Here is a 20,977-nt window from a genome sequence, read left to right on the forward strand (position 1 = left end):
CAGACTTACCTTTTTTGTCGGAAGTCTGTTTTTCATTAGACTCCAAGCAATCAAACAAGCACTTTTGCATGCTGCCCTAATTTAAACGCTTCATGAAGTGCTTCGACTGCCTTCACCATTTCCTTTTCATTGACGACAGTTGAGACTTTAATTTCAGATGTGCTGACCATTTTCACTTGGATACCTGTGTTAGCCATCACTTCAAACATTTCGGCAGCCACTCCCGGATTAGATACCATTCCCGAACCGACGATAGACACTTTGGCCAATCCGCCCTCCGTTTCTACTCTATCGAATCCCAATTGGTCTTTATTTTTTTCTAGCACGTTTAAAACAGCTTCCGTATCTTCACTTTTTATGGAGAAAGAAAGGTTTGTTGTATCCTCTGCTGTCATACTTTGGATAATAATGTCAACGTTTATCCGGTTTTTTGCAAGTGTCATGAAAATTGTGGATAATGATCCTAGTGATCGGGGCAAACCATTCACTGTGACCCTTGTAATACTGTCTTCAAAAGCAATACCGCGTACAATTAAATTTTCTTCCATAGTTGCTTCCTCCTCAATGGTAGTTCCTGCTTCTTTCTCCATACTCGAACGGACTTCAAGCGGAATCTGGTGGTTTTTCGCATACTCAACAGCTCTTGGATGAAGGACACCCGCCCCTAGATTGGCAAGTTCTAGCATTTCATCGTAAGAAATAGATTGCAGTTTTCGAGCGTCTTTTATGTAACGTGGGTCTGTTGTAAATACACCCGTTACATCGGTATAAATATCGCATCGGTCCGCATTTAATGCTGCAGCAATAGCCACTGCAGTCGTATCGGAACCGCCCCGCCCTAGTGTCGTGATTTCTCCATTTGCATCATTCCCTTGGAAACCTGCAACGACCACAATTTTCTTTGCCTGAAGCTGAGCTTGAATTCTCGAAGCATCAATGTTTAAAATCCGAGCATTCCCATGAACGGCTTCTGTTTGCATGCCAGCCTGCCAGCCGGTGAAAGAAATAGCTTCACGCCCCGCTTCAATTAAAGCCATCGTTAACAGGGAAATCGTGACCTGCTCTCCAGTCGTCAATAACATATCCATTTCTCTCTTGCTTGGATTTTTGGAAATATCTTGAGCCATGTAAACTAATTCATCTGTTGTTTTCCCCATAGCTGAAACAACGACGACTACCTCATTCCCATTCTCTGCTTCCTCGATTACTCGATTTGCAACATTTTTGATTTTCTCGACACTACCGACGGATGTCCCGCCAAATTTTTGAACGATTAATGCCATCCTAATGCACCCTCTTTATCTTTTTTAGGCAATAAAAAAAGCAATGAGAAATATCTCATTGCTGTGATCACGTATTTAATACAGTAAACACAGTGAGATAGCTCTCCAGGGTATACCCCCTGACAATCCGCCATTTATTAAATGTCAGACCAGAAAAACAAGTAATGAGTCTTGTCTTCCTTCGGCGTTATCCCCTTTCAAAACCTTTCATCGAAGCTCATACTTCTTCAGGTTTTTACTATTGAATTCCGCACCTCTATCAGCACTTTTAAGTTGTCTAGTTGAAAATTCCTTCTTATCATAGCATAGAGAAATGTAGGTAGCAAGATTATTCTTGCAATTTTCTAACGATTCCTTCAGCTACCCCTTTTGGCATGCCTGCCTCTATAATTTGTTCTACCGATGCCTCTTTAATTTTTTTCAATGAACCAAAATGCCTTAACAATTGCTTTCTTCGTTTTTCTCCGACTCCAGGTATATCATCAAGCTGCGAGTGAACCGCATTTTTCCCGCGTAGCTGGCGATGAAACGTAATCGCAAACCTATGCACTTCGTCCTGAATTCTTTGCAACAGATAAAATTCCTGGCTACGCGAATCAAGCGGTACCAGTTCCAGCGGATTGCCAATCATCAATTGCGATGTTCTGTGCTTTTCATCCTTAATGAGACCAGAAAGCGGAATATCAAGACCCAGTTCATTTTCTAAAATATCTCGAACAGCCTCCACATGTCCCTTTCCACCATCAATAATGATTAAATCCGGAAGTGGCAGCCCTTCTTTTAAAACTCGTGAATATCTTCTGCGTACAACTTCACGCATCGATTCATAGTCATCGGGTCCCTGGACAGTTTTGATTTTATATTTGCGATACTCTCTTTTTTCCGGCTTACCGTCAATAAACACAACTAAAGCGGAAACCGGATCACTGCCCTGAATGTTCGAGTTATCAAAAGCCTCAATCCGATGCGGGGTATAGATGCCTAATTGCACCCCAAGATTTTCCACCGCATTGATCGTTCTTTCTTCATCTCGTTCAATCAAAGAAAACTTTTCCTGAAGGGCTATGGCGGCATTTTTATTCGCCAATTTAAGCATATCCTTTTTCGATCCCCGTTTTGGATGAATCGTCTTCACGCCAAGCAGCCCTTCAGCCATTTCCGCATCTACTGACTCTGGCAGCAAAATTTCCTTTGGTTTAAAGTGATTGGTAATCTCGTAAAACTGACCTAGGAATGTAAGAAGTTCCTGATCCGGTTCATCATACACTGGAAACAGGGAAACATCCCTTTCTATCAATTTCCCTTGTCGCACAAAAAATACCTGAACACACATCCAGCCTTTATCATAGGCATAGCCAAATACATCACGGTCGATAAAATCAGTCGTCATCATTTTTTGCTTCTCCATCGTGATATCAATGTGGGCAATTTTGTCACGGAACTCCTTTGCCCTTTCGAAATCAAGCTCTTCTGATGCCTCTAACATTTTTTCTGTCAGTTCTTTTTTTATCTCAGTATGGCCGCCGTTTAAAAATCGGTTGATATCATCCACCATTTTTTTATATTCCTGTTCCTCTACATCATACACACATGGAGCCAGGCACTGCCCGAGGTGGTAATAGAGACAAACGCGATCCGGTAGGGTATTACATTTTCTAAGAGGATAGATGCGGTCGAGTAATTTTTTCGTTTCATTGGCCGCAAAGGCATTCGGATACGGACCGAAATATTTACCTTTATCTTTTTTGACTTTTCTCGTAATGATTAGACGCGGATGCCGTTCAGCAGTCAACTTGATGAATGGATACGTCTTGTCATCCTTCAGCATGATATTATATTTTGGATCATGTTTTTTGATTAAGTTTAACTCTAAAATGAGAGCCTCAATATTTGACGAGGTAACGATGTATTCAAAATCGTCTATCTCATTAACGAGTCGTAACGTTTTCCCATCATGGGAACCGGTGAAATAAGAGCGCACACGGTTTTTTAATACTTTCGCTTTTCCTACATAAATGATCGTTCCCTGACGATCCTTCATTAAATAACAACCTGGTTGATCGGGAAGAAGGGCAAGTTTATTCTTTATTTGTTGGTTCATACATTCAGCCTCCTGTTCTCCCTTTTTACAATTAATTATATATCAAGATAGCGAAAAAAGCTTCAAGTCCGCAGACTTGAAGCTTTTTTTAGCTAACTTAATATTAAGCGTGTTTTGCAATAAGTTCAGCAAGAGCTTCTTTAGGTTGGAAACCAACAACTTTATCTACTACTTCACCGTCTTTTAGAACGATTAATGTCGGAATGCTCATTACGCCGAATTTTCCAGCTGTTTCTTGGTTTTCGTCTACATCCACTTTTACGATTTTAGCTGTGTCGCCAATTTCAGTATCAAGCTCTTGAAGAACAGGAGCAATCATTTTACAAGGTCCACACCATGGAGCCCAGAAGTCTACAAGAACGACACCTTCGCTAGTATCAGTTGTGAAAGTTTGGTCAGTTGCATTTACAATAGCCATATATATATCCTCCTCAAATTTACTCAAATAACTAAAGACAGTATACCATTGTTACTAGAATCGATGCTAATATTTTGCTTCAGTGGTAGGATGTCCAAAAACAGAGTAAATATACAGGTTTCTTAGCTCTTCCTGATAGCTTAATAATTAATTAAAATTACAACACAAAAAAAAACAAGGCATTTATCAGCTAACTGTCAAATGCCTTGTTCCTTACCTATATTGTTTATACTTTAAATGCTTTCTATTACGCGTTCACTTTTAACTTTTTGAATTCTTCTGTTAGTAATGGAATGACTTCAAAAAGATCTCCGACAATTCCATAATCAGCTACGTTAAAAATGTTAGCTTCTGGATCTTTATTGATGGCAACGATAACTTTAGAGTTGGACATACCAGCTAAATGCTGAATAGCTCCAGAAATTCCGCAGGCAATATATAGGTCCGGAGTAACAACTTTACCCGTTTGGCCGATTTGCAAAGAGTAATCGCAATAGTCTGCATCACATGCACCACGAGAAGCACCGACTGCACCGCCAAGAACTTGAGCAAGTTCCTTTAATGGTTCAAAACCGTCTTCACTTTTTACGCCACGTCCGCCGGCAATGACTACTTTTGCTTCTGAAAGGTCGACCCCTTCACTTGCTTTTCTCACAACATCTTTAATAATTGTACGCAAGTCTTTAATATCTACACTTAATGTAGAAACATCACCAGAACGGGACTCATCTTTCGCTAATGGTTCAATATTGTTTGGACGAACAGTTGCAAACACAATTCCAGCTGTGACAATTTTCTTTTCAAATGCCTTACCAGAATAAATCGGGCGGGTGAAAACGATATTTCCGCCTTCTTCTTCAATAGAAGTAACATCGGAGATCAAACCTAATTCAAGCTTGCCAGCTAGTTTTGGCGCTAGATCTTTTCCTAGTGCAGTATGACCGAAGAAAATGCCTTCTGGTTTTTCCTGCTCTATGACAGCAAGCAAGCTTTGCGCATAACCATCTGATGTATATTGTTTTAATTGATCATTTTCAACTGCAACAACTCGGTCTGCACCATACTGGATCAATTCATTCCCAAAATTTTGAACACTGTCACCAACTAAAACACCTACGATTTCTCCGCCATCTGCTGCAAGTTTAGCCGCACCGATTGCTTCAAATGATACATTTCTTAGTGAACCGTCGCGAACTTCGCCCAATACAAGAAACTTTCTAGCCATTTATAAAAACCTCCTGTGCTCTATTTTATCTTTTTGTTGTGTGTAGTATATTTTGAAAAGAACCGCTTCTATTAAATTACTTTTGCTTCACTGCGTAATAATTGAACAAGTTCGCTAACTTGATCGCTAATCTCGCCGTTCAGCACTTTTCCAGCCTCTTTTTTAGCAGGAAGGTAGATTTCAATTGTTTTTGTTTTTGCTTCAACATCTTCTACTTCCAAATCCAAGTCGTCCAATTCTAATTCTTCAAGTGGTTTTTTCTTCGCTTTCATGATTCCTGGCAAAGAAGGATAACGCGGTTCGTTTAATCCTTGTTGAGCTGTTACTAGCAATGGAAGAGAAGCTTCGATTGTTTCAGAATCTCCTTCAACGTCACGGATAACGCTTACATTTCCAGCAGCGATGTCCAATTTAGTGATTGTTGTAATATATGGAATTTCCAAAATCTCAGCAACGCGCGGACCTACTTGGCCGGAACCGCCGTCGATTGCTACGTTTCCAGCAATGATTAAATCAGCATTTTTACCTTTTAAGTATTCACCAATAATTTTGGCAGTCGTGAATTGATCGCCATTTTCTATGTCGTCTTCAATATTTATTAATACGGCTTTGTCAGCACCCATAGCAAGCGCAGTGCGCAATTGCTTTTCAGCTTCTTCAGTTCCAACGGAAATAACCGTTACTTCTCCACCTTGTGCATCACGAACTTGGATTGCTTCTTCTACAGCATACTCATCGTATGGGTTAATGATGAATTCTGCTCCATCCTCATTAATTTTCCCGTTAGAAAGTGTAATTTTTTCTTCTGTATCAAATGTTCTTTTCAGCAGCACATAAATGTTCACGATAATACCTCCCGAATAATTTGAGTTTTGAAGATTATGAATTTTTTAAACATACTACTTTGTATTCTTCAGATTTCATCAAAATCCTGCATAATGTATAAAAATAAGTTATTAATTCACTAGTTTTGACATGAAACACTACTATTTCCCTTTAAATATTGCTTCTCTTTTTTCGATAAAAGCACCAATTCCTTCTTTTGCATCAGCAGTATCGAAGGCTTGGCAGAATAGGACAGCTTCTCTTTCTACACCTTTATAGTAGGAATCATGCTTAGTATAATTTAATAGTTCAATAGTCGACTTTAATGCAAGAGGGCTTTTCTTAGCGATTTTAAAGGCTAATTCCTTCGCTTTCGGAATAAGTTCTTCATCTGTGAAGGCATGATTAGCTAATCCACATTGCACAGCTTGTACTCCTGTAATTGGCTCACTTGTAAATAGCATTTCAGCTGCCTTTGCCGTACCGACATAACGAGGTAACCGTTGTGTGCCAGCAAATCCAGGAATTAATCCAAGCTGTAGCTCAGGCAAACCTAGTTTTGCTCTTTCTGTTACTAAACGGATGTGACAGGCCATAGCCAGTTCCAATCCCCCGCCAAGCGCTGCTCCATGAATAGCTGCAATAACCGGTTTTGGAAAAGATTCAATTTTTTCAAATACAGATTGACCATTTTTGGTCAGTTTCTCGAAAGCTTTACCGTTTTCTACTTCTGTAAACTCTTTAATGTCTGCTCCAGCAGAGAAAAACCTACCTTCTCCATGAAGAAGGACAACCCGTACGTTCTCGTTCTCCCCAATTTGATCGAAGGCTTGTGACAGCTCTCTAATGATTACCGAAGACAATGCGTTTGCAGGTGCATGATTAATCGTTATAAAAGCAACATGATTCTCGATTGAAAGCTTAAGGTATTCCATATCTATCCCTCCCGGCATGCTAGTCAAACTTTTTTGAAAATTCAATATGTATCACTTCCCCATAAAACTGGAAAGCTGATTAATCGATTTTTTTGAGGATGACTAAGCCACCCTCTATTAAAATCGTTAACTTTTCAAGCTGCATCCACCCAGTAGAAGGCGGTGAACATCTTTTGCAAGGTCTGAGAGTGAATACTTTTGCTCATTCATCACCCAAGTTGTCACTGTTTCGTCAATCGTTCCAAAAATCATCTGCCTAGCAAGTAAATGATTTAAATCCGGCAGAAATTCGCCGTTCTCTTTTCCTTCTATAATGATCTGATCAATTAAATTTAAATATCCTCTTAACACATCATTAATTCTTAGGCGTAATTCTTTATTCGACTGTCTTAATTCCAACTGTGTGACGATTGCTAAATTCACGTCTTCTGAAAGGATTTGAAAATGTTTTTGAATGAGCACATACAGCTTTTCTGAAGCTGAGCTCTTTCCCTTAAGTTCTTCTTCAATCTGTTCTACAAAATAGCCCATCTTTTCATGAAATAATGATATTAAAATATCTTCTTTATTTTTAAAATAAAGATAAATGGTGCCATCCGCTACGCCTGCTTGCTTGGCGATTTTGGATACTTGTGCTTGATAATAGCCATTTTGGGCGATGATGATAACGGCTGCATCAATAATTTGATTATACTTCGGTCTGTTGCTTTTCACTGGATGTCCCCTTTCAGAAAATGAATGAATCATCATTCATATTTCTATCATAAAATGGCGACCCTTTACTGTCAAGCAAAAACTTCTTAATAGTCCTACACATTCCAATATGTTTATTGTACAGCTCAGGTCTTTAGGTTGTCCAGTTGTTCTGTAAAAACACGGAGCTAAATGAACAACTGCTCCGTAAGAAGGTTAAGCTTCTTTACGCTTCTTTTCTTTCCTCTGATATTTTTTTCTTTTCTTCATCAATAAGAACTCTGCGTAATATCTTTCCAATCGTCGTTTTAGGAAGTTCCTCTCTAAATTCATAGCTGCGCGGTACTTTATAGGAAGCTAGACTCTTTCTCGCAAACTTATTCAATTCTTCTTCTGTCACACTTGCACCTTTTTTCAGAACGACATAGGCTTTGACCGTCTCACCACGATATGGATCTGGGATTCCTGCCACGACTACCTCTTGAATGGCCTCATGCTCATATAGTACTTCTTCGACCTCACGAGGGTAAATATTGAAGCCGCCTGCAATGATTGTATCTTTTTTCCTTTCAACTACATAAAAGAAACCTTGCTCATCCATGTAACCTAAATCGCCTGTAAGCAGCCAGCCGTTTTTAAATGTGTTTTCCGTTTCTTCCGGACGATTCCAGTATCCCTGCATTACTTGCGGCCCTTTTATTGCAATCTCACCAATTTCATTCGGCGGAAGCTCTTCGCCACTTTCTAGTGACAGAATTACTGAGTCCGTATCCGGCCAAGGCATTCCAATGCTTCCTTTAACCCTAGGCTGATCCCAAATAAAGTTGGCATGGGTAACCGGAGATGTTTCCGTAAGACCAAAGCCTTCCACCAGCTTCCCGCCCGTAATTTTCTCAAACTGCTCTTGAATCTCTAATGGAAGTGGTGCTGAACCGCTTATACAAGCATTGATAGAAGAAAGATCATATTTTGCAATATCCGGATGGTTCAAGAGACCGATATACATCGTTGGTGCGCCTGGAAACATTGTTGGTTTCTGCTTTTGAATTGTTTTCAGCGTTGCTTCAACATCGAACCTTGGCATAATGATCATCGTGTTCCCTTCCATAACGGAAAGAACCAATACAGTCGTCATACCGTACACATGGAAAAATGGAAGAATCGCTAGAATCCGTTCTTCACCACGTTTATTTTTATAAAGCCAAGCATTACACATTTTCGTATTTGCAAGCAAGTTCTTATGGGTGAGCATAACCCCTTTAGGAAAACCGGTTGTTCCTCCTGTATATTGTAAAAGGGCCAGGTCATTCTGCACATCAATCGGCTCAGCGACTTCCTCTGGTATTTTTCGTTTCATGATTTCAGTAAATAGATGGTGATTACCCGCATGCTCCACATTGATGACAATACCGTATTGCTTTTTTTGAATAAAGGGATAGATAAGATTTTTCGGGAAAGGCAAGTATTCCTTGATGGCGGTTATAATGATGTGTTCTATTTCTGTTCTTGGGGCAACCGCAGTGACACGGGGAAATAAAATATCCATCGCTACGATTATTTTCGCTCCGGAGTCTTTCATTTGATACTCGAGTTCGCGTTCCGTATAGGTTGGATTAGTTTGAACTATGACTCCCCCAGCCATTAGTATCCCAAAAAAGCTAATGACACCTTGCGGACAGTTAGGAAGCATGACGGCAACTCGTTCTCCCTTTTGAAGACCGATATCTTTTAAATAGGCTGCGAACTTTAAAGCTGATACGTACACTTCTTTGAAGGTTAATTCCTTTCCCTGGAAATGAATCGACACCTTATCAGGAAATTCATCAGCAGACTCTTTCAAAAATGAATAAAGAGGCTTATCTTCATACGACAAAACAGCTGGTATTTGTTCCGGATAAATAGCTTGCCACGGCTTATTGCTCATTTGCCCCCTCCTTCTGAATATTCTCAATACTCTTTTTCATTATAATACAACCGGGATTTTCTTACAATTACTGAAATTTAGAAAAAGTAAGCATAAAGGCTGATAATCAGTAGTAGAGCAGTGAATATTACCTGAACACATAAGTCGAATGACGGCAAGTACAATAGTTTTTTTACTTTTGTTGATAAAAAGTTTTTTAAAGTATGAACAATAAAAGGAGCAGCTTTTACTCTTTAGTTTTTAATTCTATACCAATATTTATATTTTTCTTCAAACCCTAATTTAGCGTACAGGTTTAATGCAGGGGCATTCGATAATATAACCTGTAGGTAAGCATATTTCGCCCCATTTTCTTTTCCCCAATGCAAGAGATTTTTAATGAGTTTTGCTCCATACCCTTGGTTTCGAAATTTTTCTTGCGTAACAATATTGAACAACCCTAAGTATTCGCCTTCTAAAACGCCCAGTCCACAATTACGAAACCAGTTTTCATGTAATTGATTATAATTGAACTACCCACCACTTATCGACCTTACGGTCTGATTGAAGTGGGGGATTCCTAAGAACATTAGCCTATCGGCCAATTTTTAATTAGGCTACTCCCGTAGTTCCTACGGTTAGAAGCCTTATGGCTTCATTCATTAGATTGAGTCCTGCGTTAATATCTCGATCGTGGTGAGTAGAACAAAAAGGACAATCCCATTCACGAAGATTCAGATGTTTAACGTCTTTATTTTGGTAACCGCAGCTAGAACACAATTGGCTAGAAGCAAACGTTTTAGATACGGTCACGATTTGTTTACCATACCATTTTGCTTTGTATTCCAACATTTTTTTGAATTGGTACCAAGATACTTCACTAATAGCTTTAGCTAGTTTGTGATTTTTCATCATATTCGACACTTGCAAGTCTTCCATTCCAATAACATCGTGGTTTTTGATGATTTCGGTAGAAACTTTATGTAAGTAATCCATTCGGGCATTTGAAATTTTTTCGTGTAGGATAGCCACTTTTCGTTTTTGTTTTTGATAGTTTTTGGCTTCAGCCAATGGTTTATTTTGATTCAAGGCTATTTCTTGTCGCCTTGAAAGAATCCGTTGTGCTTTGGCCAATTTCTTTTCGACCGTCCGGAAGAATTTTGGGTTTTGATAGACCGTACCATCTGAAAGAATAGCAAAATTCTTCAAACCAACATCTACACCGCACGAACGATTCGTTTTAGGAAGTACTTTTACATTGGTTTCCGCTAAAACGGAAATGAAATATTTACCCGAAGGGTTCCGCCTGATTGTGGCATTGATGATTCGCCCTTCGACTTCGCGGCTTTTAGCAAAACGAACTAGACCGAGTTTTGGCAATTTGATTTTGTTTCCAACAATTCCAATATTCCCATTCGTATGTTTAGTCGTATAGGACTGGATAGGATTCTTTTTCGATTTGAAGCGTGGTGACTTGTTTTGCTTTTTATAATATCGACTATAGGAATCTGCTAAATTTTCCACCGATTTCTGTAAGGCAATACTGTCTACTTCTTTCAGGAAAGAATACTCTTTCTTTAAAGCTGGAAGTTCTTTGATTGTTGCGTATTTATTCAGAAAAGAACCTTTCCATTCATTAGAGGGTAATTGGCCGTTCTGCTTCATTTCTTTACAGATATACCAGTAGGCATCTTTCTTCTTTTGTTTGCCTAAAAAGAAGTTATAGACAAAACGGGAGCAGCCGATCGTTTTATTGATTAGAACTAGTTGTTCTTTAGTTGGATAGATTCGAAATTTATAAGCTTTGTTTATGACCATTGGTTTCACCCCCTTATAGTTATTATTAAGCATCGAACGTATGTTTGTAAAAAGATTACTTTAGCTTATGCCAACCGCCATTCATCTCCCCCTCACCGTTGGGCTCTCGCCCTTCACACGCTTGAAGAGGGAGTCTTCTGGCGGGAAATGATAAATTTGCGTTTGCAGTGCCGGTAAAGCGTTCATTGATGTTTCTTCAATCTTTTGTATCAGTTTAGACTGATCCACTTTTCGTCCTCCTCTTCCAAACTGTCAATATAACCATTGATATTAATTAATATTTATACACTCAAAACATCATTTTTTAATAGGAGCTCAAATAAAAGAAGCGACACAAAGGCCGCTTCTATCAGGTGAAGAATATCATATAAATGATTCCAAACAGAAAAAAAATTCCGCAACAAACGATTAAGATTTTTGCAAGTTTCTCCACAGTTTTCTCCCTCTCATGCAGAGCATTAAGAAATTCCAGCGCCGATGACAAAAGATAAAGCGATTGAAATGATCATCGATAGGAATCCAACTGCCCGATTATCTTTTTGTATCTCTTCATCTATTTTAAATCCAGGCGTCATAAATTCAAAAATAAAATAACCGATCAGCAGCAGGACAAATCCGTATACGCCCCAGCCAATCATTGTAATTATCGAGTTCTGAAGGAGAATAGATTGTTGAAATACATAGGCAATCCCAAAAATCTTGCCGCCTGTGGCCATCGCGACAGAAAGATTTCCCTGTTTGATTTCCTCCCAATTTTTGTACTTTGTGACAAGTTCAAAAATGGCTAAAAAAACAATAATGCACAAAATAACAACACTGTAACGAGCAGCTATATATACATATTCATTTTCCCACATGTTCTCCATGGTACAACTCCCGAATGGTAACTGACCATCCGGCCTGGCAGAATAGCCGGAATGACCACTTTCCTTTATTTAAATTCTACCACCGTCACACCTGTTCCACCTTCTGCAGCCTCGCCGAACCGAATTCGTTTGACAGAGCGGTGATGTTTCAAGTATTCCTGAACACCTGACCGGAGAGCTCCCGTTCCTTTACCGTGTATGATAGAGACACTCGAATATCCGGCCAGCAGAGCATCATCAACATATTTCTCCACTCTGGACAGTGCATTTTCGAAACGTTCCCCACGAAGGTCAAGCTCAAGGCTAACGTGATAATCTCTTCCCTTTATCGTGGTAAGAGGTTTCGTTTCTTTTACTTTTGTAGTCTTAATGAATTCTAAGTCAGATTCCTTTACCTTCATTTTCATGATTCCGATTTGAACCTGCCATTCATTACTTGAAGCTTTCTCAATTAGATGACCTTTTTGTCCAAAGCTAACAACCTTAACTTCATCTCCAGGTTTTAAGCTTTTATCCAACGGTTTAGCCACTTTATTTGTTGATTTTTTTATTTTAGGTGCTGCATCTTCAAGTCGCTTTTTCGCGTCGATTAATTCATGCTCTTTGACGTCAGCATGCTTTTCAAGACGCAGTTTACGTAAATCAGCAATAATTGCTTCCGCTTCTTTTTTTGCATTTTCCACAATGGCAGCTGCTTCTTTTGCTGCCTTTTCGACCATCGCATCCCGTTCTTCATGGTATTCACCAATTTGCTTTTGAAGGTCTTTATGAAGAATTTCAGCCTGTTTCAGGTGATCCGCGGCTTCTAGTTCCTCTTCTTCGGCCTTCTTGCGGCTATCTTCAAGGGACGCTATCATATTCTCAACTTTATTTGTATCTTCACCGATATGGCTGCGGGCGTGGCTAATAACGCTCTCTTCCAAGCCAAGACGCTTGGAAATTTCAAACGCATTACTCCGCCCCGGTACACCAATCAACAGTTTATACGTTGGACTCAAGGTTTCTACATTAAATTCAACGCTTGCATTAATGACGCCTTCCCTGTCATATCCATACGCTTTCAATTCTGGATAATGGGTCGTTGCAATCACACGTGCACCGCGCTTATAAACTTCATCCAAAATCGAAATGGCTAATGCGGCACCTTCCTGAGGGTCAGTTCCCGCTCCAAGCTCATCGAATAAAACAAGGCTATCATAACCGACATTCTTTAGGATATCGACAATATTGACCATATGGGAAGAGAATGTACTTAAGCTTTGTTCAATCGACTGTTCATCGCCAATATCGGCATAAACAGAGGAAAACACAGCCGTTTCAGAACCATCCAGCGCAGGGATTTGCAGACCGGACTGGGCCATTAACGTACAAAGGCCAATCGTTTTAAGGGTAACGGTTTTACCCCCTGTATTGGGACCAGTGATGACGATTGTCGTAAATTCATCACCAAGGAAAATGTCATTGGCCACGACAACATCACTCGGAATGAGCGGATGCTTCGCTTTGAATAATTTCACGCGTCCCTCATTATTTAGAATCGGTTTAGACCCTTTTATCGCTTTTGCGTACTTTGCCTTGGCGACAAGGAAATCGACTTGTGCGAGCACCTTAACATTGTGAAGCAATTCCGGGGTGAACTCACCGACTTTTTCCGATAACTCGACTAAAATCCGTTCTATTTCCTGTGTTTCCTTCACTCGTGTTTCCTGAAGTACATTATTCAATTGAACGATTGCCTGTGGTTCAATAAACAACGTTTGTCCGGATGAAGATTGATCATGAATGATCCCGCCATACACACTTCGATATTCCTGTTTTACTGGGATAACAAAACGGTCATTGCGGATTGTGATAATGGCGTCTGACAACATTTTCGACGCATTGGAGGAACGAATCATACTTTCGAGTTTTTCCCTGACACGGCTTTCGTTCGTACGAATCTGGTTTCGAAGGGTACGCAACTTATCACTCGCAGAATCCATCACTTCGCCGTGCTCACTAATAGCAAAAGTAATTTCCTGCTGCAATTCAATCAACGGATGAAGTGAATCAATATATTCTGCTAAAAGTGGAACTTCGATTTCCTGCTCCGCGATTTCATCAAAGAAACGACTCAGAATCCTGCCGGCACGAAGCGTACTCGCAAGCTCCATCAATTCCATCGGTGAAAGCATACCGCCAATCTGAGCCCGTTTTGCATGTGGACGGATATCAAAAATTCCACCCAATGGCAAATTTCCTTTTAAACGGACAATTTTGGCTGACTCATCTGTTTCTTCCTGCCACCTCGATACTTCCTCAAAGTCAGTGGAAGGCATCAATTGCTGTGCCTTCTCCTTTCCTATGGAAGAGGATGCATGTGAGACTAATTGTTCTTTAATTTTATGAAATTCCAATGTCTTTAAAGCTTTATTATGCATGGAGTTAAAGCTCCTCCTCTTTTGTGGGCAAATAGTTAGTCATTTCTCTTTAAAAACGTTAATAATCCATCAGTATTCTTTGCATTAAGGACAGTGGATTTTTTAATCCAGCCTTTTTTAGCCGAAGAAACCCCGACCGGCATATGTTCAAGCATGTCAAGGCTATGAGCATCGGTATTGATCACAATCGGAACGCCTGCTTCCTGTGCCTTCCGTAAATGAGGCGGAGCCAAATCTAATCGATTCGGGTTAGCATTCAATTCCAGTGCTGTATTCGTTTCAAGCGCTAGTTCAATCAGCATATCAATATCAACATCATAACCAGTTCGTTTGCCGATAATTCTTCCAGTTGGATGGGCGATGATATCAACATGCGGGTTATTTAACGCAGTTTTTAAGCGCTCCATGATCGTATCACGAGGCTGGGAAAAACTTGAGTGGATTGAGGCGATAACCAAATCCATCTCTGCCAACAACTCATCGTCATAATCAAGTGTTCCATCAGGAAGTATATCCATTTCAATCCCTGAAAGCACGGTAAAATCATCATATTTTTCATTCAGGTCATGAATGATTTGTTTTTGCTCACGTAAGCGTTCCACGGTCAGACCGTTAGCCACTTTCAAATATTGTGAATGGTCAGTGATGGCCATATATTTATAACCTTTGGCCCGGCACGCTTCAATCATTTCTTCAATCGAATAAGCCCCATCACTCCATGTGGTATGCATATGCAGATCACCTTGAATATCTTCTACCGAAATAAGTGGTTCATCTGCATCATATTGCTCCACTTCCGTTCCATCTTCACGTAATTCTGGAGGAATAAACGGCAGTCCAAAATGATTATAAAAGAGTTCTTCTGTTTCAAAAGTCAATACTTCACCCGTCTCAGCCACTTCTACTCCATACTCACTGATTTTCTCACCGCGATCTTTAGCCAGTTGGCGCATCCGGACATTGTGATCTTTTGAACCGGTAAAATGATGGAGGGTCGTGATAAATTCCTTATCCTTCACGATTCGGAAATCAACAGATATATCATATTCATAATCAAGTACAACTGACACCTTTGTATCGCCGGCTGCAATCACCTGTTTTATGCCCGATAATGAAAGAAGCTGATCCTTCACCGCTTCGGGATGATCAGTCGAAATAATAAAATCGAGATCTTTAATCGTTTCCCTCATACGACGAATACTGCCGGCTCTTGATGAACGGATGATATATTCCATGTTGGTAATAGCCAATTCAATATCATCCGCAATCGGTCTCATGAAGGCAAGCGGAAGCCGATCAGGCCTTGAACCAGCCTCAGCAATCGCAGACAAAATCTTCTCTTCCGTTTTTTTACCGAAACCGGAAAGTGCCGCGACCTTGCCTTCTTCACAAGCGAGTTTCAGGTCATTCACATCATTGATATGAAGCTCTTTATGCAGCTTGGCAATTTTCTTCCCTCCCAACCCTTGAAGTTGTAAGAGCGGAATCAAACCTTTTGGCACCTGCTCCTGAAGCTCTTCAAGAACAGTCGACTTTCCTTCATTGATATACTCTTCAATGACGGCTGCTGTTCCTTTCCCGATTCCACTTAAAGTGGTAAAATCTTCGATTGCCGTCAAACTCCGATCATCCGTTTCTAAGGCACCTGCCGCCTTGCGGAAAGCTGAAACCTTAAACGGATTCTCTCCTTTTAACTCCATATATATTGCAATTTTTTCTAGTAATTTAATGATATCTTTTTTATTTACTGTCATTTTTTTCACCGCCGAAAAAATTAGTAGGGTGTCCCTTATTTACTTTCTTAAAGATACCTTTCTTGGAGGTAAAGTACAAGCAGTCCGATTCTTACTATACGAATCAACAAGAAAGAAGTTTCATCGTTCTCCATACAAAGGGGCCTCACCCTTTCAAAGTATAGGAATCTAGGACTTTGAGAAAGGTAGATAGGCCCTCGTTTACTGTCATTAAGATTATTTCACAAACCAAAGATCTTTAACTTGTTCGGAAAGGAATGGCGTATGTTTCACTATAGATTCTGCCAGAAAAGAGCCGGTTAATGGTTCCTGAATGGAATCCATTGGCAGCAAGGCAGCTATGTATAATATAATAAACATGATAAGATAGACTTCGACAAATCCTAATATCCCGCCACCCCAGCGATTTAGCTGTTTTAAAATCGGCAGATAGGTAATGAAATTGAGCATCGATCCAAGCATTTGCCAGAGAATTTTGGTAGCGAAGAAAATGATTGCAAAGGCAATAGCGTTGTAATACGCCGTTTCAAGCCCTACTGTCTCGAAAAACATATTAATGGTCGAAGAATCACCTATCGTCGGGAATGGGATCCACAATTTCAAATTGGGAGCAAGATCGCCGTAGAACACATAGGCGACAATGAAAGCTACTATAAATCCAGTCATATGAACAGTTTGTAAAATAAAGCCACGCTTTAAACCGATTAATAAACCGATTAAAAGAATGGCCAAAATTGCTAAATCAAGCATGTACTCAGTCCTTCTCTCTCTTTAATTCCAGTTGAAGCTGGTCTAGTTCATCTTTTAATTTAATATATTCGTGGACGGTATTCACGGCCGTTAATACCGCAAGCTTACTCGTATCCAAATATGGATTTTTCATACTGATTTCTCTCATTTTCTCGTCAACCAGCGAAGCAACCTGGCGCATATGACTCGCGCTTTCTGTACCGACGATTGTATATGGTTGTCCGTATATATCAACTGTTGTTTTATTTCGTTTATCGTCTGACAAAATGATGCCCCCAATCTAAACAATCCTAATTCTATCATATCATGAAGTTTTTCGTCATGAAAGAGAGTACAACGTCATTTCTTGCATAAAATTGCAATAATTTGTCAAACGAAATCGACCTTAGGTTGAGGACTCCCTAAAAAAATAAAATTGAGTTAGGAGTTTACTAATTATGTCTCATGTTGTTTTACTTATCAGTCCTTCACAAATAACGGAAATGAAATCTCATTATTCCTCTTCCTTAGCCGCAAAACTGCCACCAGGAAGTATCTTTTCAGCTAAGCCACCCCTATGTACGGTGACCGCTTATAAATCCGGAAAGGTCCTTTTTCAAGGAAAGAATGCTGAAGCAGAAGCAGAAAAGTGGCAGAAAGGTGCTGCTGCTCCAAAGAAAAAAGCAGCATCTACCGCATCAGTCAATGTCCATCGTTATTCACCGCCTGCCCATATTGGCACCATGTCTGTTATTGGTTCGGATGAAGTCGGGACAGGAGACTATTTCGGACCCATGACCGTCGTTGCTGTCTATGCAAAAAAAGAGCAGCTGCCTCTATTAAAAGAACTGGGTGTCCAGGATTCTAAAAATCTGAAAGACCCACAGATTATCGAAATTGCCAAACAGATTAAAGATGTAGTGCCATTCAGTCTGCTTACTTGTGATAATCCGAAATATAATACACTTCAGGCAAAGGGGATGTCACAAGGGAAAATGAAGGCCCTCCTTCATAACCAGGCCATAAAGAATCTTATGCAAAAAATCCAGCCAGAACAAGCAGAAGCCGTCCTAATCGACCAATTCGCTCAACCTGATGTATTTTTCAACTACTTGAAAGGCCAAGAACTATTTCAGGCAAACGCCACCTATTTGTGCACCAAAGCGGAAGGCATTCACCTTGGGGTAGCTGCCGCTTCCATCCTGGCACGCTATGCATTCGTAAAACGCTTTGATTTACTGAGTGAAAAAGCCGGTTTCAAAATCCCTAAAGGTGCCGGCTTTGCTGTCGATGAAGCAGCAGCACGATTGATTCACGAAAAAGGAATCGACTCTTTAAATGAATTTACGAAAACCCACTTTGCCAATACGGAAAAAGCGAAGCGACTATATCAACAGAAATATCATAAATAAGGAACTATTCTGAGTCTACACTCGTATTTTTCATTGCTTTACTCGTGAGTTCGCTCCGTTTACTCGTGAGTTCATCCTGTTTACTCGTGAATTCGCTCTGTTTACTCGTGAGTTCTGATTATAAAAAGACAGCTTCCCAAAATTCAGGAGGCTGTCTTTTTGAAATTATCCTCGTAGTTCTGCGCCAGCTTTTTCTTTAACAGCCGCAAGTACATTATCATGTGCTTTTGTAATATCCTCGTCCGTTAGTGTGCGTTCCGGATCGAAGTATTTCAGTGAGTAAGCGATGGATTTCTTACCTTGCTCCATTCTTTCACCTTCGTATAAATCGAAGATGCCTACTTCTTTCAGCAGCTTTCCACCGGCTTCTATAATAATGCTTTGAATGTCCCCAGCTTTTGTTGCTTTATCAACAACAAGCGCAATATCGCGTGTGGTCGATGGGTAGCGCGGAATGGTTTCATAGGCAATTGGCGCCACTTCCGCTTCAGCTAATGCTTTTAAGGAAAGTTCAAAAATGTATGTTTCTTTAATATCCAAGTCTTTTTGAACCGTTGGGTGCACCTGTCCGATGAAGCCAATCACTTCACTATTCAACAGTACCTCAGCTGTCCGTCCTGGATGCATATCATTGATTTCCGCTTGGCGATAACTGATTTGATCAGCTAAACCTAGTGTATCGAATAACGCTTCAATCACGCCTTTAGCTACATAGAAATCCACGGGTTTCTTTTCGCCTTGCCATAGGTGGGATTCCCATAGGCCAGTGATAGCCCCAGCAATATGTTCTTTCTCTTCAGGAAGCTCTTGTCCGTCCTGCTTAAAGAATACTGAACCGATTTCATATAAGGCAAGTGAATCAAGTTGGCGAGCATTATTGTATTTCACGACTTCTAATAATTGTGGCACGATGCTCAAACGCAATTGGCTTCGTTCTTCACTCATTGGCATTGCCAAACGAATGGATTCGCGAGTTTCCAATGCGAATTGGGCCGCTTTTTCCTGGCTCGTCAGTGAATAGGTCACTGCTTGGTAAAGGCCTGCTCCTTCAAGGGTACGGCGAGCTTTCCGACGTTTGATTTGATAGTCCGTCAATTGACCTGGAGTTGCTGAACCGATTGGCAAAGTTGTGGGAATGTTGTCATACCCATATAAACGTGCCGCTTCTTCAACTAAATCCGCTTCAATCGTAATGTCACCGCGGCGGGTCGGAACTGTGATTGTGAACGTTTCATTGTCAAGCTCTACTCCAAATTGCAGGCGTTTGAAGATCGACTCTACTTCAGATACCGTCATGCCAGTACCAAGAAGTGTATTGATTTTTTCAAGTGTGATGCTTATTACAGCAGGTTCCATTGTTAATTCGTCAACTTCTGCTGTTCCTTGTAGAATTGTTCCGCCTGCATACTGTGCAATTAATTGAGCCGCACGCTCTCCAGCTTCACGTACCCGGGCTGGATCGACTCCTTTTTCAAAACGAGCACTGGCTTCACTGCGTAAACCGTGGTCTTTTGAAGCTTTACGAACAACCGTACCGGCAAAATAAGCACTTTCAATAATTATATTCGTTGTATCATTTTTCACTTCGGAATTAGCTCCGCCCATCACACCAGCAATCGCAACCGGCTCGTTGCCATTGGTGATTACTAAATGTTCAGGTGTCAAAGTACGTTCCGTTTCATCCAATGTGACCACTTTTTCTGCATCTTTCGCTCTGCGAATGACAATTTCTTTTGAACCAAAACGATCATAATCAAATGCATGTAGCGGTTGACCATATTCAAGCAAAATGTAGTTCGTAATATCGACTACGTTATTATGCGGACGAATACCTGCAGACATAAGGCGAGTCTGCATCCAAAGCGGTGACGGACCGACTTTTACATCTTTGATGATTTTAGCGATGTATAATGGATTATCTGCTTTCGCTTCCACTTTGACACTAATATAATCTGATGCTTTTTCAGCTGCTTCTTCATTCTCGATAACCGGCCATTTTACTTCCCGACCAAGAATAGCTCCTACTTCGTAGGCAACACCAAGCATGCTCAAAGCGTCAGAGCGGTTTGGGGTTAAGCCAAGTTCCAGCACTTCATCGCTTAAGCCAAGCTCTTCTAATGCATCTTTACCTACTTCCGCATCATTTGGAAACACGAAGATGCCTGTTGCATAGTCTTTAGACACAAGCTTGGATTCAAAACCCAATTCTTGAAGCGAACAAATCATACCGTGCGATTCTTCTCCGCGAAGTTTTGCTTTCTTAATTTTGAAGTTGCCCGGAAGCACAGCGCCGACAGTAGCCACCGCGACTTTTTGACCTTTATCGACATTCGGTGCACCACAGACGATTTGAACGGGATTTTCTGACCCGATATCGACTAGACATTTATTCAATTTATCGGCATTTGGATGCTGTTCACGTTCAAGTACATGTCCGATGACAACTCCTTTAAGCCCTTCACTTTTCTTTTCTACCCCTTCAACCTCAATACCGCTTTTTGTGATTTTGTCAGCAAGCTCTGTTGCATTGATGCCGGAAAGGTCTACATAATCTTGCAACCATTTATATGACACAAACATGGTAGGTCCTCCTTT

Annotated in this window: 17 protein-coding genes, 1 pseudogene and 1 riboswitch; of the genes and pseudogenes, 1 reads left to right on the top strand and 17 read right to left on the bottom strand. The window is 40.5% G+C overall.

Going from position 1 to position 20,977, the window contains the following annotated elements; all coding sequences use genetic code 11:
• Positions 1 to 50 precede the first annotated feature (50 nt).
• The 16 genes and pseudogenes from NST21_RS20630 to zapA form a co-directional block, all read right to left on the bottom strand.
• On the bottom strand, positions 51 to 1,283 hold the full coding sequence (locus NST21_RS20630) for an aspartate kinase (protein ID WP_340890972.1): 1,233 nt from the start codon (positions 1,281 to 1,283) through the stop codon (positions 51 to 53).
• A 90-nt stretch (positions 1,284 to 1,373) separates the two neighbouring features.
• Positions 1,374 to 1,550, bottom strand: a riboswitch (Lysine riboswitch).
• 61 nt (positions 1,551 to 1,611) lie between these two features.
• Complete coding sequence (gene uvrC / locus NST21_RS20635; protein ID WP_056529199.1) at positions 1,612 to 3,384, bottom strand: excinuclease ABC subunit UvrC; 1,773 nt, start codon at positions 3,382 to 3,384, stop codon at positions 1,612 to 1,614.
• A gap of 103 nt (positions 3,385 to 3,487) precedes the next feature.
• Entirely contained in the window at positions 3,488 to 3,808 is a 321-nt protein-coding gene (gene trxA / locus NST21_RS20640) for a thioredoxin (protein WP_328113193.1), read from the bottom strand.
• Between the two features lie 241 nt (positions 3,809 to 4,049).
• Positions 4,050 to 5,027: an electron transfer flavoprotein subunit alpha/FixB family protein gene (locus NST21_RS20645; protein WP_056529202.1), complete on the bottom strand. Its 978-nt coding sequence runs from the start codon at positions 5,025 to 5,027 to the stop codon at positions 4,050 to 4,052.
• A gap of 71 nt (positions 5,028 to 5,098) precedes the next feature.
• Positions 5,099 to 5,872 carry an electron transfer flavoprotein subunit beta/FixA family protein gene (locus NST21_RS20650; protein ID WP_056529205.1) on the bottom strand — a complete coding sequence of 258 codons (774 nt, stop codon included), beginning with the start codon at positions 5,870 to 5,872 and terminating at the stop codon, positions 5,099 to 5,101.
• Positions 5,873 to 6,013: 141 nt separating this feature from the next.
• A complete protein-coding gene (locus tag NST21_RS20655) occupies positions 6,014 to 6,787 on the bottom strand; it encodes an enoyl-CoA hydratase (protein WP_340890973.1) in 774 nt (257 codons plus the stop codon).
• A gap of 126 nt (positions 6,788 to 6,913) precedes the next feature.
• The gene (locus tag NST21_RS20660; RefSeq protein WP_056529211.1) at positions 6,914 to 7,501 is read right to left on the bottom strand and encodes a TetR/AcrR family transcriptional regulator; all 588 of its coding nucleotides are present in this window, start codon (positions 7,499 to 7,501) and stop codon (positions 6,914 to 6,916) included.
• Between the two features lie 205 nt (positions 7,502 to 7,706).
• The gene (locus NST21_RS20665; protein WP_340890974.1) at positions 7,707 to 9,404 is read right to left on the bottom strand and encodes a long-chain-fatty-acid--CoA ligase; all 1,698 of its coding nucleotides are present in this window, start codon (positions 9,402 to 9,404) and stop codon (positions 7,707 to 7,709) included.
• A gap of 233 nt (positions 9,405 to 9,637) precedes the next feature.
• Positions 9,638 to 9,874 (bottom strand): annotated as a pseudogene (locus tag NST21_RS20670) (GNAT family N-acetyltransferase); the annotation flags it as partial.
• Positions 9,875 to 9,995: 121 nt separating this feature from the next.
• Positions 9,996 to 11,201 (bottom strand): IS200/IS605 family element RNA-guided endonuclease TnpB, encoded by a 1,206-nt coding sequence (tnpB, locus tag NST21_RS20675; RefSeq protein ID WP_340890975.1) that lies wholly within the window; start codon positions 11,199 to 11,201, stop codon positions 9,996 to 9,998.
• An 81-nt stretch (positions 11,202 to 11,282) separates the two neighbouring features.
• On the bottom strand, positions 11,283 to 11,429 hold the full coding sequence (locus tag NST21_RS20680; protein ID WP_340890976.1) for a hypothetical protein: 147 nt from the start codon (positions 11,427 to 11,429) through the stop codon (positions 11,283 to 11,285).
• Positions 11,430 to 11,659: 230 nt separating this feature from the next.
• Complete coding sequence (locus NST21_RS20685) at positions 11,660 to 12,067, bottom strand: DUF350 domain-containing protein (RefSeq protein ID WP_053347227.1); 408 nt, start codon at positions 12,065 to 12,067, stop codon at positions 11,660 to 11,662.
• Positions 12,068 to 12,132: 65 nt separating this feature from the next.
• Positions 12,133 to 14,487, bottom strand: a complete 2,355-nt coding sequence (locus NST21_RS20690) for an endonuclease MutS2 (RefSeq protein ID WP_340890977.1) — start codon at positions 14,485 to 14,487, stop codon at positions 12,133 to 12,135.
• Between the two features lie 35 nt (positions 14,488 to 14,522).
• Complete coding sequence (gene polX, locus NST21_RS20695) at positions 14,523 to 16,241, bottom strand: DNA polymerase/3'-5' exonuclease PolX (RefSeq protein WP_340890978.1); 1,719 nt, start codon at positions 16,239 to 16,241, stop codon at positions 14,523 to 14,525.
• Positions 16,242 to 16,457: 216 nt separating this feature from the next.
• A complete protein-coding gene (locus NST21_RS20700) occupies positions 16,458 to 16,991 on the bottom strand; it encodes a CvpA family protein (protein ID WP_098175815.1) in 534 nt (177 codons plus the stop codon).
• A gap of 4 nt (positions 16,992 to 16,995) precedes the next feature.
• The gene (zapA, locus tag NST21_RS20705) at positions 16,996 to 17,256 is read right to left on the bottom strand and encodes a cell division protein ZapA (RefSeq protein ID WP_053347231.1); all 261 of its coding nucleotides are present in this window, start codon (positions 17,254 to 17,256) and stop codon (positions 16,996 to 16,998) included.
• A gap of 172 nt (positions 17,257 to 17,428) precedes the next feature.
• Between zapA and rnhC the strand changes: the two genes are divergently transcribed.
• Positions 17,429 to 18,382 (top strand): ribonuclease HIII, encoded by a 954-nt coding sequence (gene rnhC / locus NST21_RS20710; protein ID WP_328113170.1) that lies wholly within the window; start codon positions 17,429 to 17,431, stop codon positions 18,380 to 18,382.
• Between the two features lie 165 nt (positions 18,383 to 18,547).
• Here the strand turns inward: rnhC and pheT are convergent, their stop codons facing one another.
• Positions 18,548 to 20,962, bottom strand: coding sequence for a phenylalanine--tRNA ligase subunit beta (gene pheT / locus NST21_RS20715; RefSeq protein WP_340890979.1), 2,415 nt, complete (start codon positions 20,960 to 20,962; stop codon positions 18,548 to 18,550).
• Between the last annotated feature and the right edge of the window lie 15 nt (positions 20,963 to 20,977).

This window comes from Peribacillus sp. FSL K6-1552, from assembly GCF_038005205.1.
Lineage (GTDB): Bacteria > Bacillota > Bacilli > Bacillales > DSM-1321 > Peribacillus > Peribacillus butanolivorans.

What these genes read in the sequence shown, in the direction of transcription:
- NST21_RS20630 (WP_340890972.1), bottom strand. Translation starts at nt 1,283, where the DNA reads ATGGCATTAATCGTTCAAAAATTTGGCGGGACATCCGTCGGTAGTGTC.
- uvrC (WP_056529199.1), bottom strand. Translation starts at nt 3,384, where the DNA reads ATGAACCAACAAATAAAGAATAAACTTGCCCTTCTTCCCGATCAACCA.
- NST21_RS20645 (WP_056529202.1), bottom strand. Translation starts at nt 5,027, where the DNA reads ATGGCTAGAAAGTTTCTTGTATTGGGCGAAGTTCGCGACGGTTCACTA.
- NST21_RS20655 (WP_340890973.1), bottom strand. Translation starts at nt 6,787, where the DNA reads ATGGAATACCTTAAGCTTTCAATCGAGAATCATGTTGCTTTTATAACG.
- NST21_RS20665 (WP_340890974.1), bottom strand. Translation starts at nt 9,404, where the DNA reads ATGAGCAATAAGCCGTGGCAAGCTATTTATCCGGAACAAATACCAGCT.
- tnpB (WP_340890975.1), bottom strand. Translation starts at nt 11,201, where the DNA reads ATGGTCATAAACAAAGCTTATAAATTTCGAATCTATCCAACTAAAGAA.
- NST21_RS20685 (WP_053347227.1), bottom strand. Translation starts at nt 12,067, where the DNA reads ATGGAGAACATGTGGGAAAATGAATATGTATATATAGCTGCTCGTTAC.
- NST21_RS20690 (WP_340890977.1), bottom strand. Translation starts at nt 14,487, where the DNA reads ATGCATAATAAAGCTTTAAAGACATTGGAATTTCATAAAATTAAAGAA.
- polX (WP_340890978.1), bottom strand. Translation starts at nt 16,241, where the DNA reads ATGACAGTAAATAAAAAAGATATCATTAAATTACTAGAAAAAATTGCA.
- NST21_RS20700 (WP_098175815.1), bottom strand. Translation starts at nt 16,991, where the DNA reads ATGCTTGATTTAGCAATTTTGGCCATTCTTTTAATCGGTTTATTAATC.
- rnhC (WP_328113170.1), top strand. Translation starts at nt 17,429, where the DNA reads ATGTCTCATGTTGTTTTACTTATCAGTCCTTCACAAATAACGGAAATG.
- pheT (WP_340890979.1), bottom strand. Translation starts at nt 20,962, where the DNA reads ATGTTTGTGTCATATAAATGGTTGCAAGATTATGTAGACCTTTCCGGC.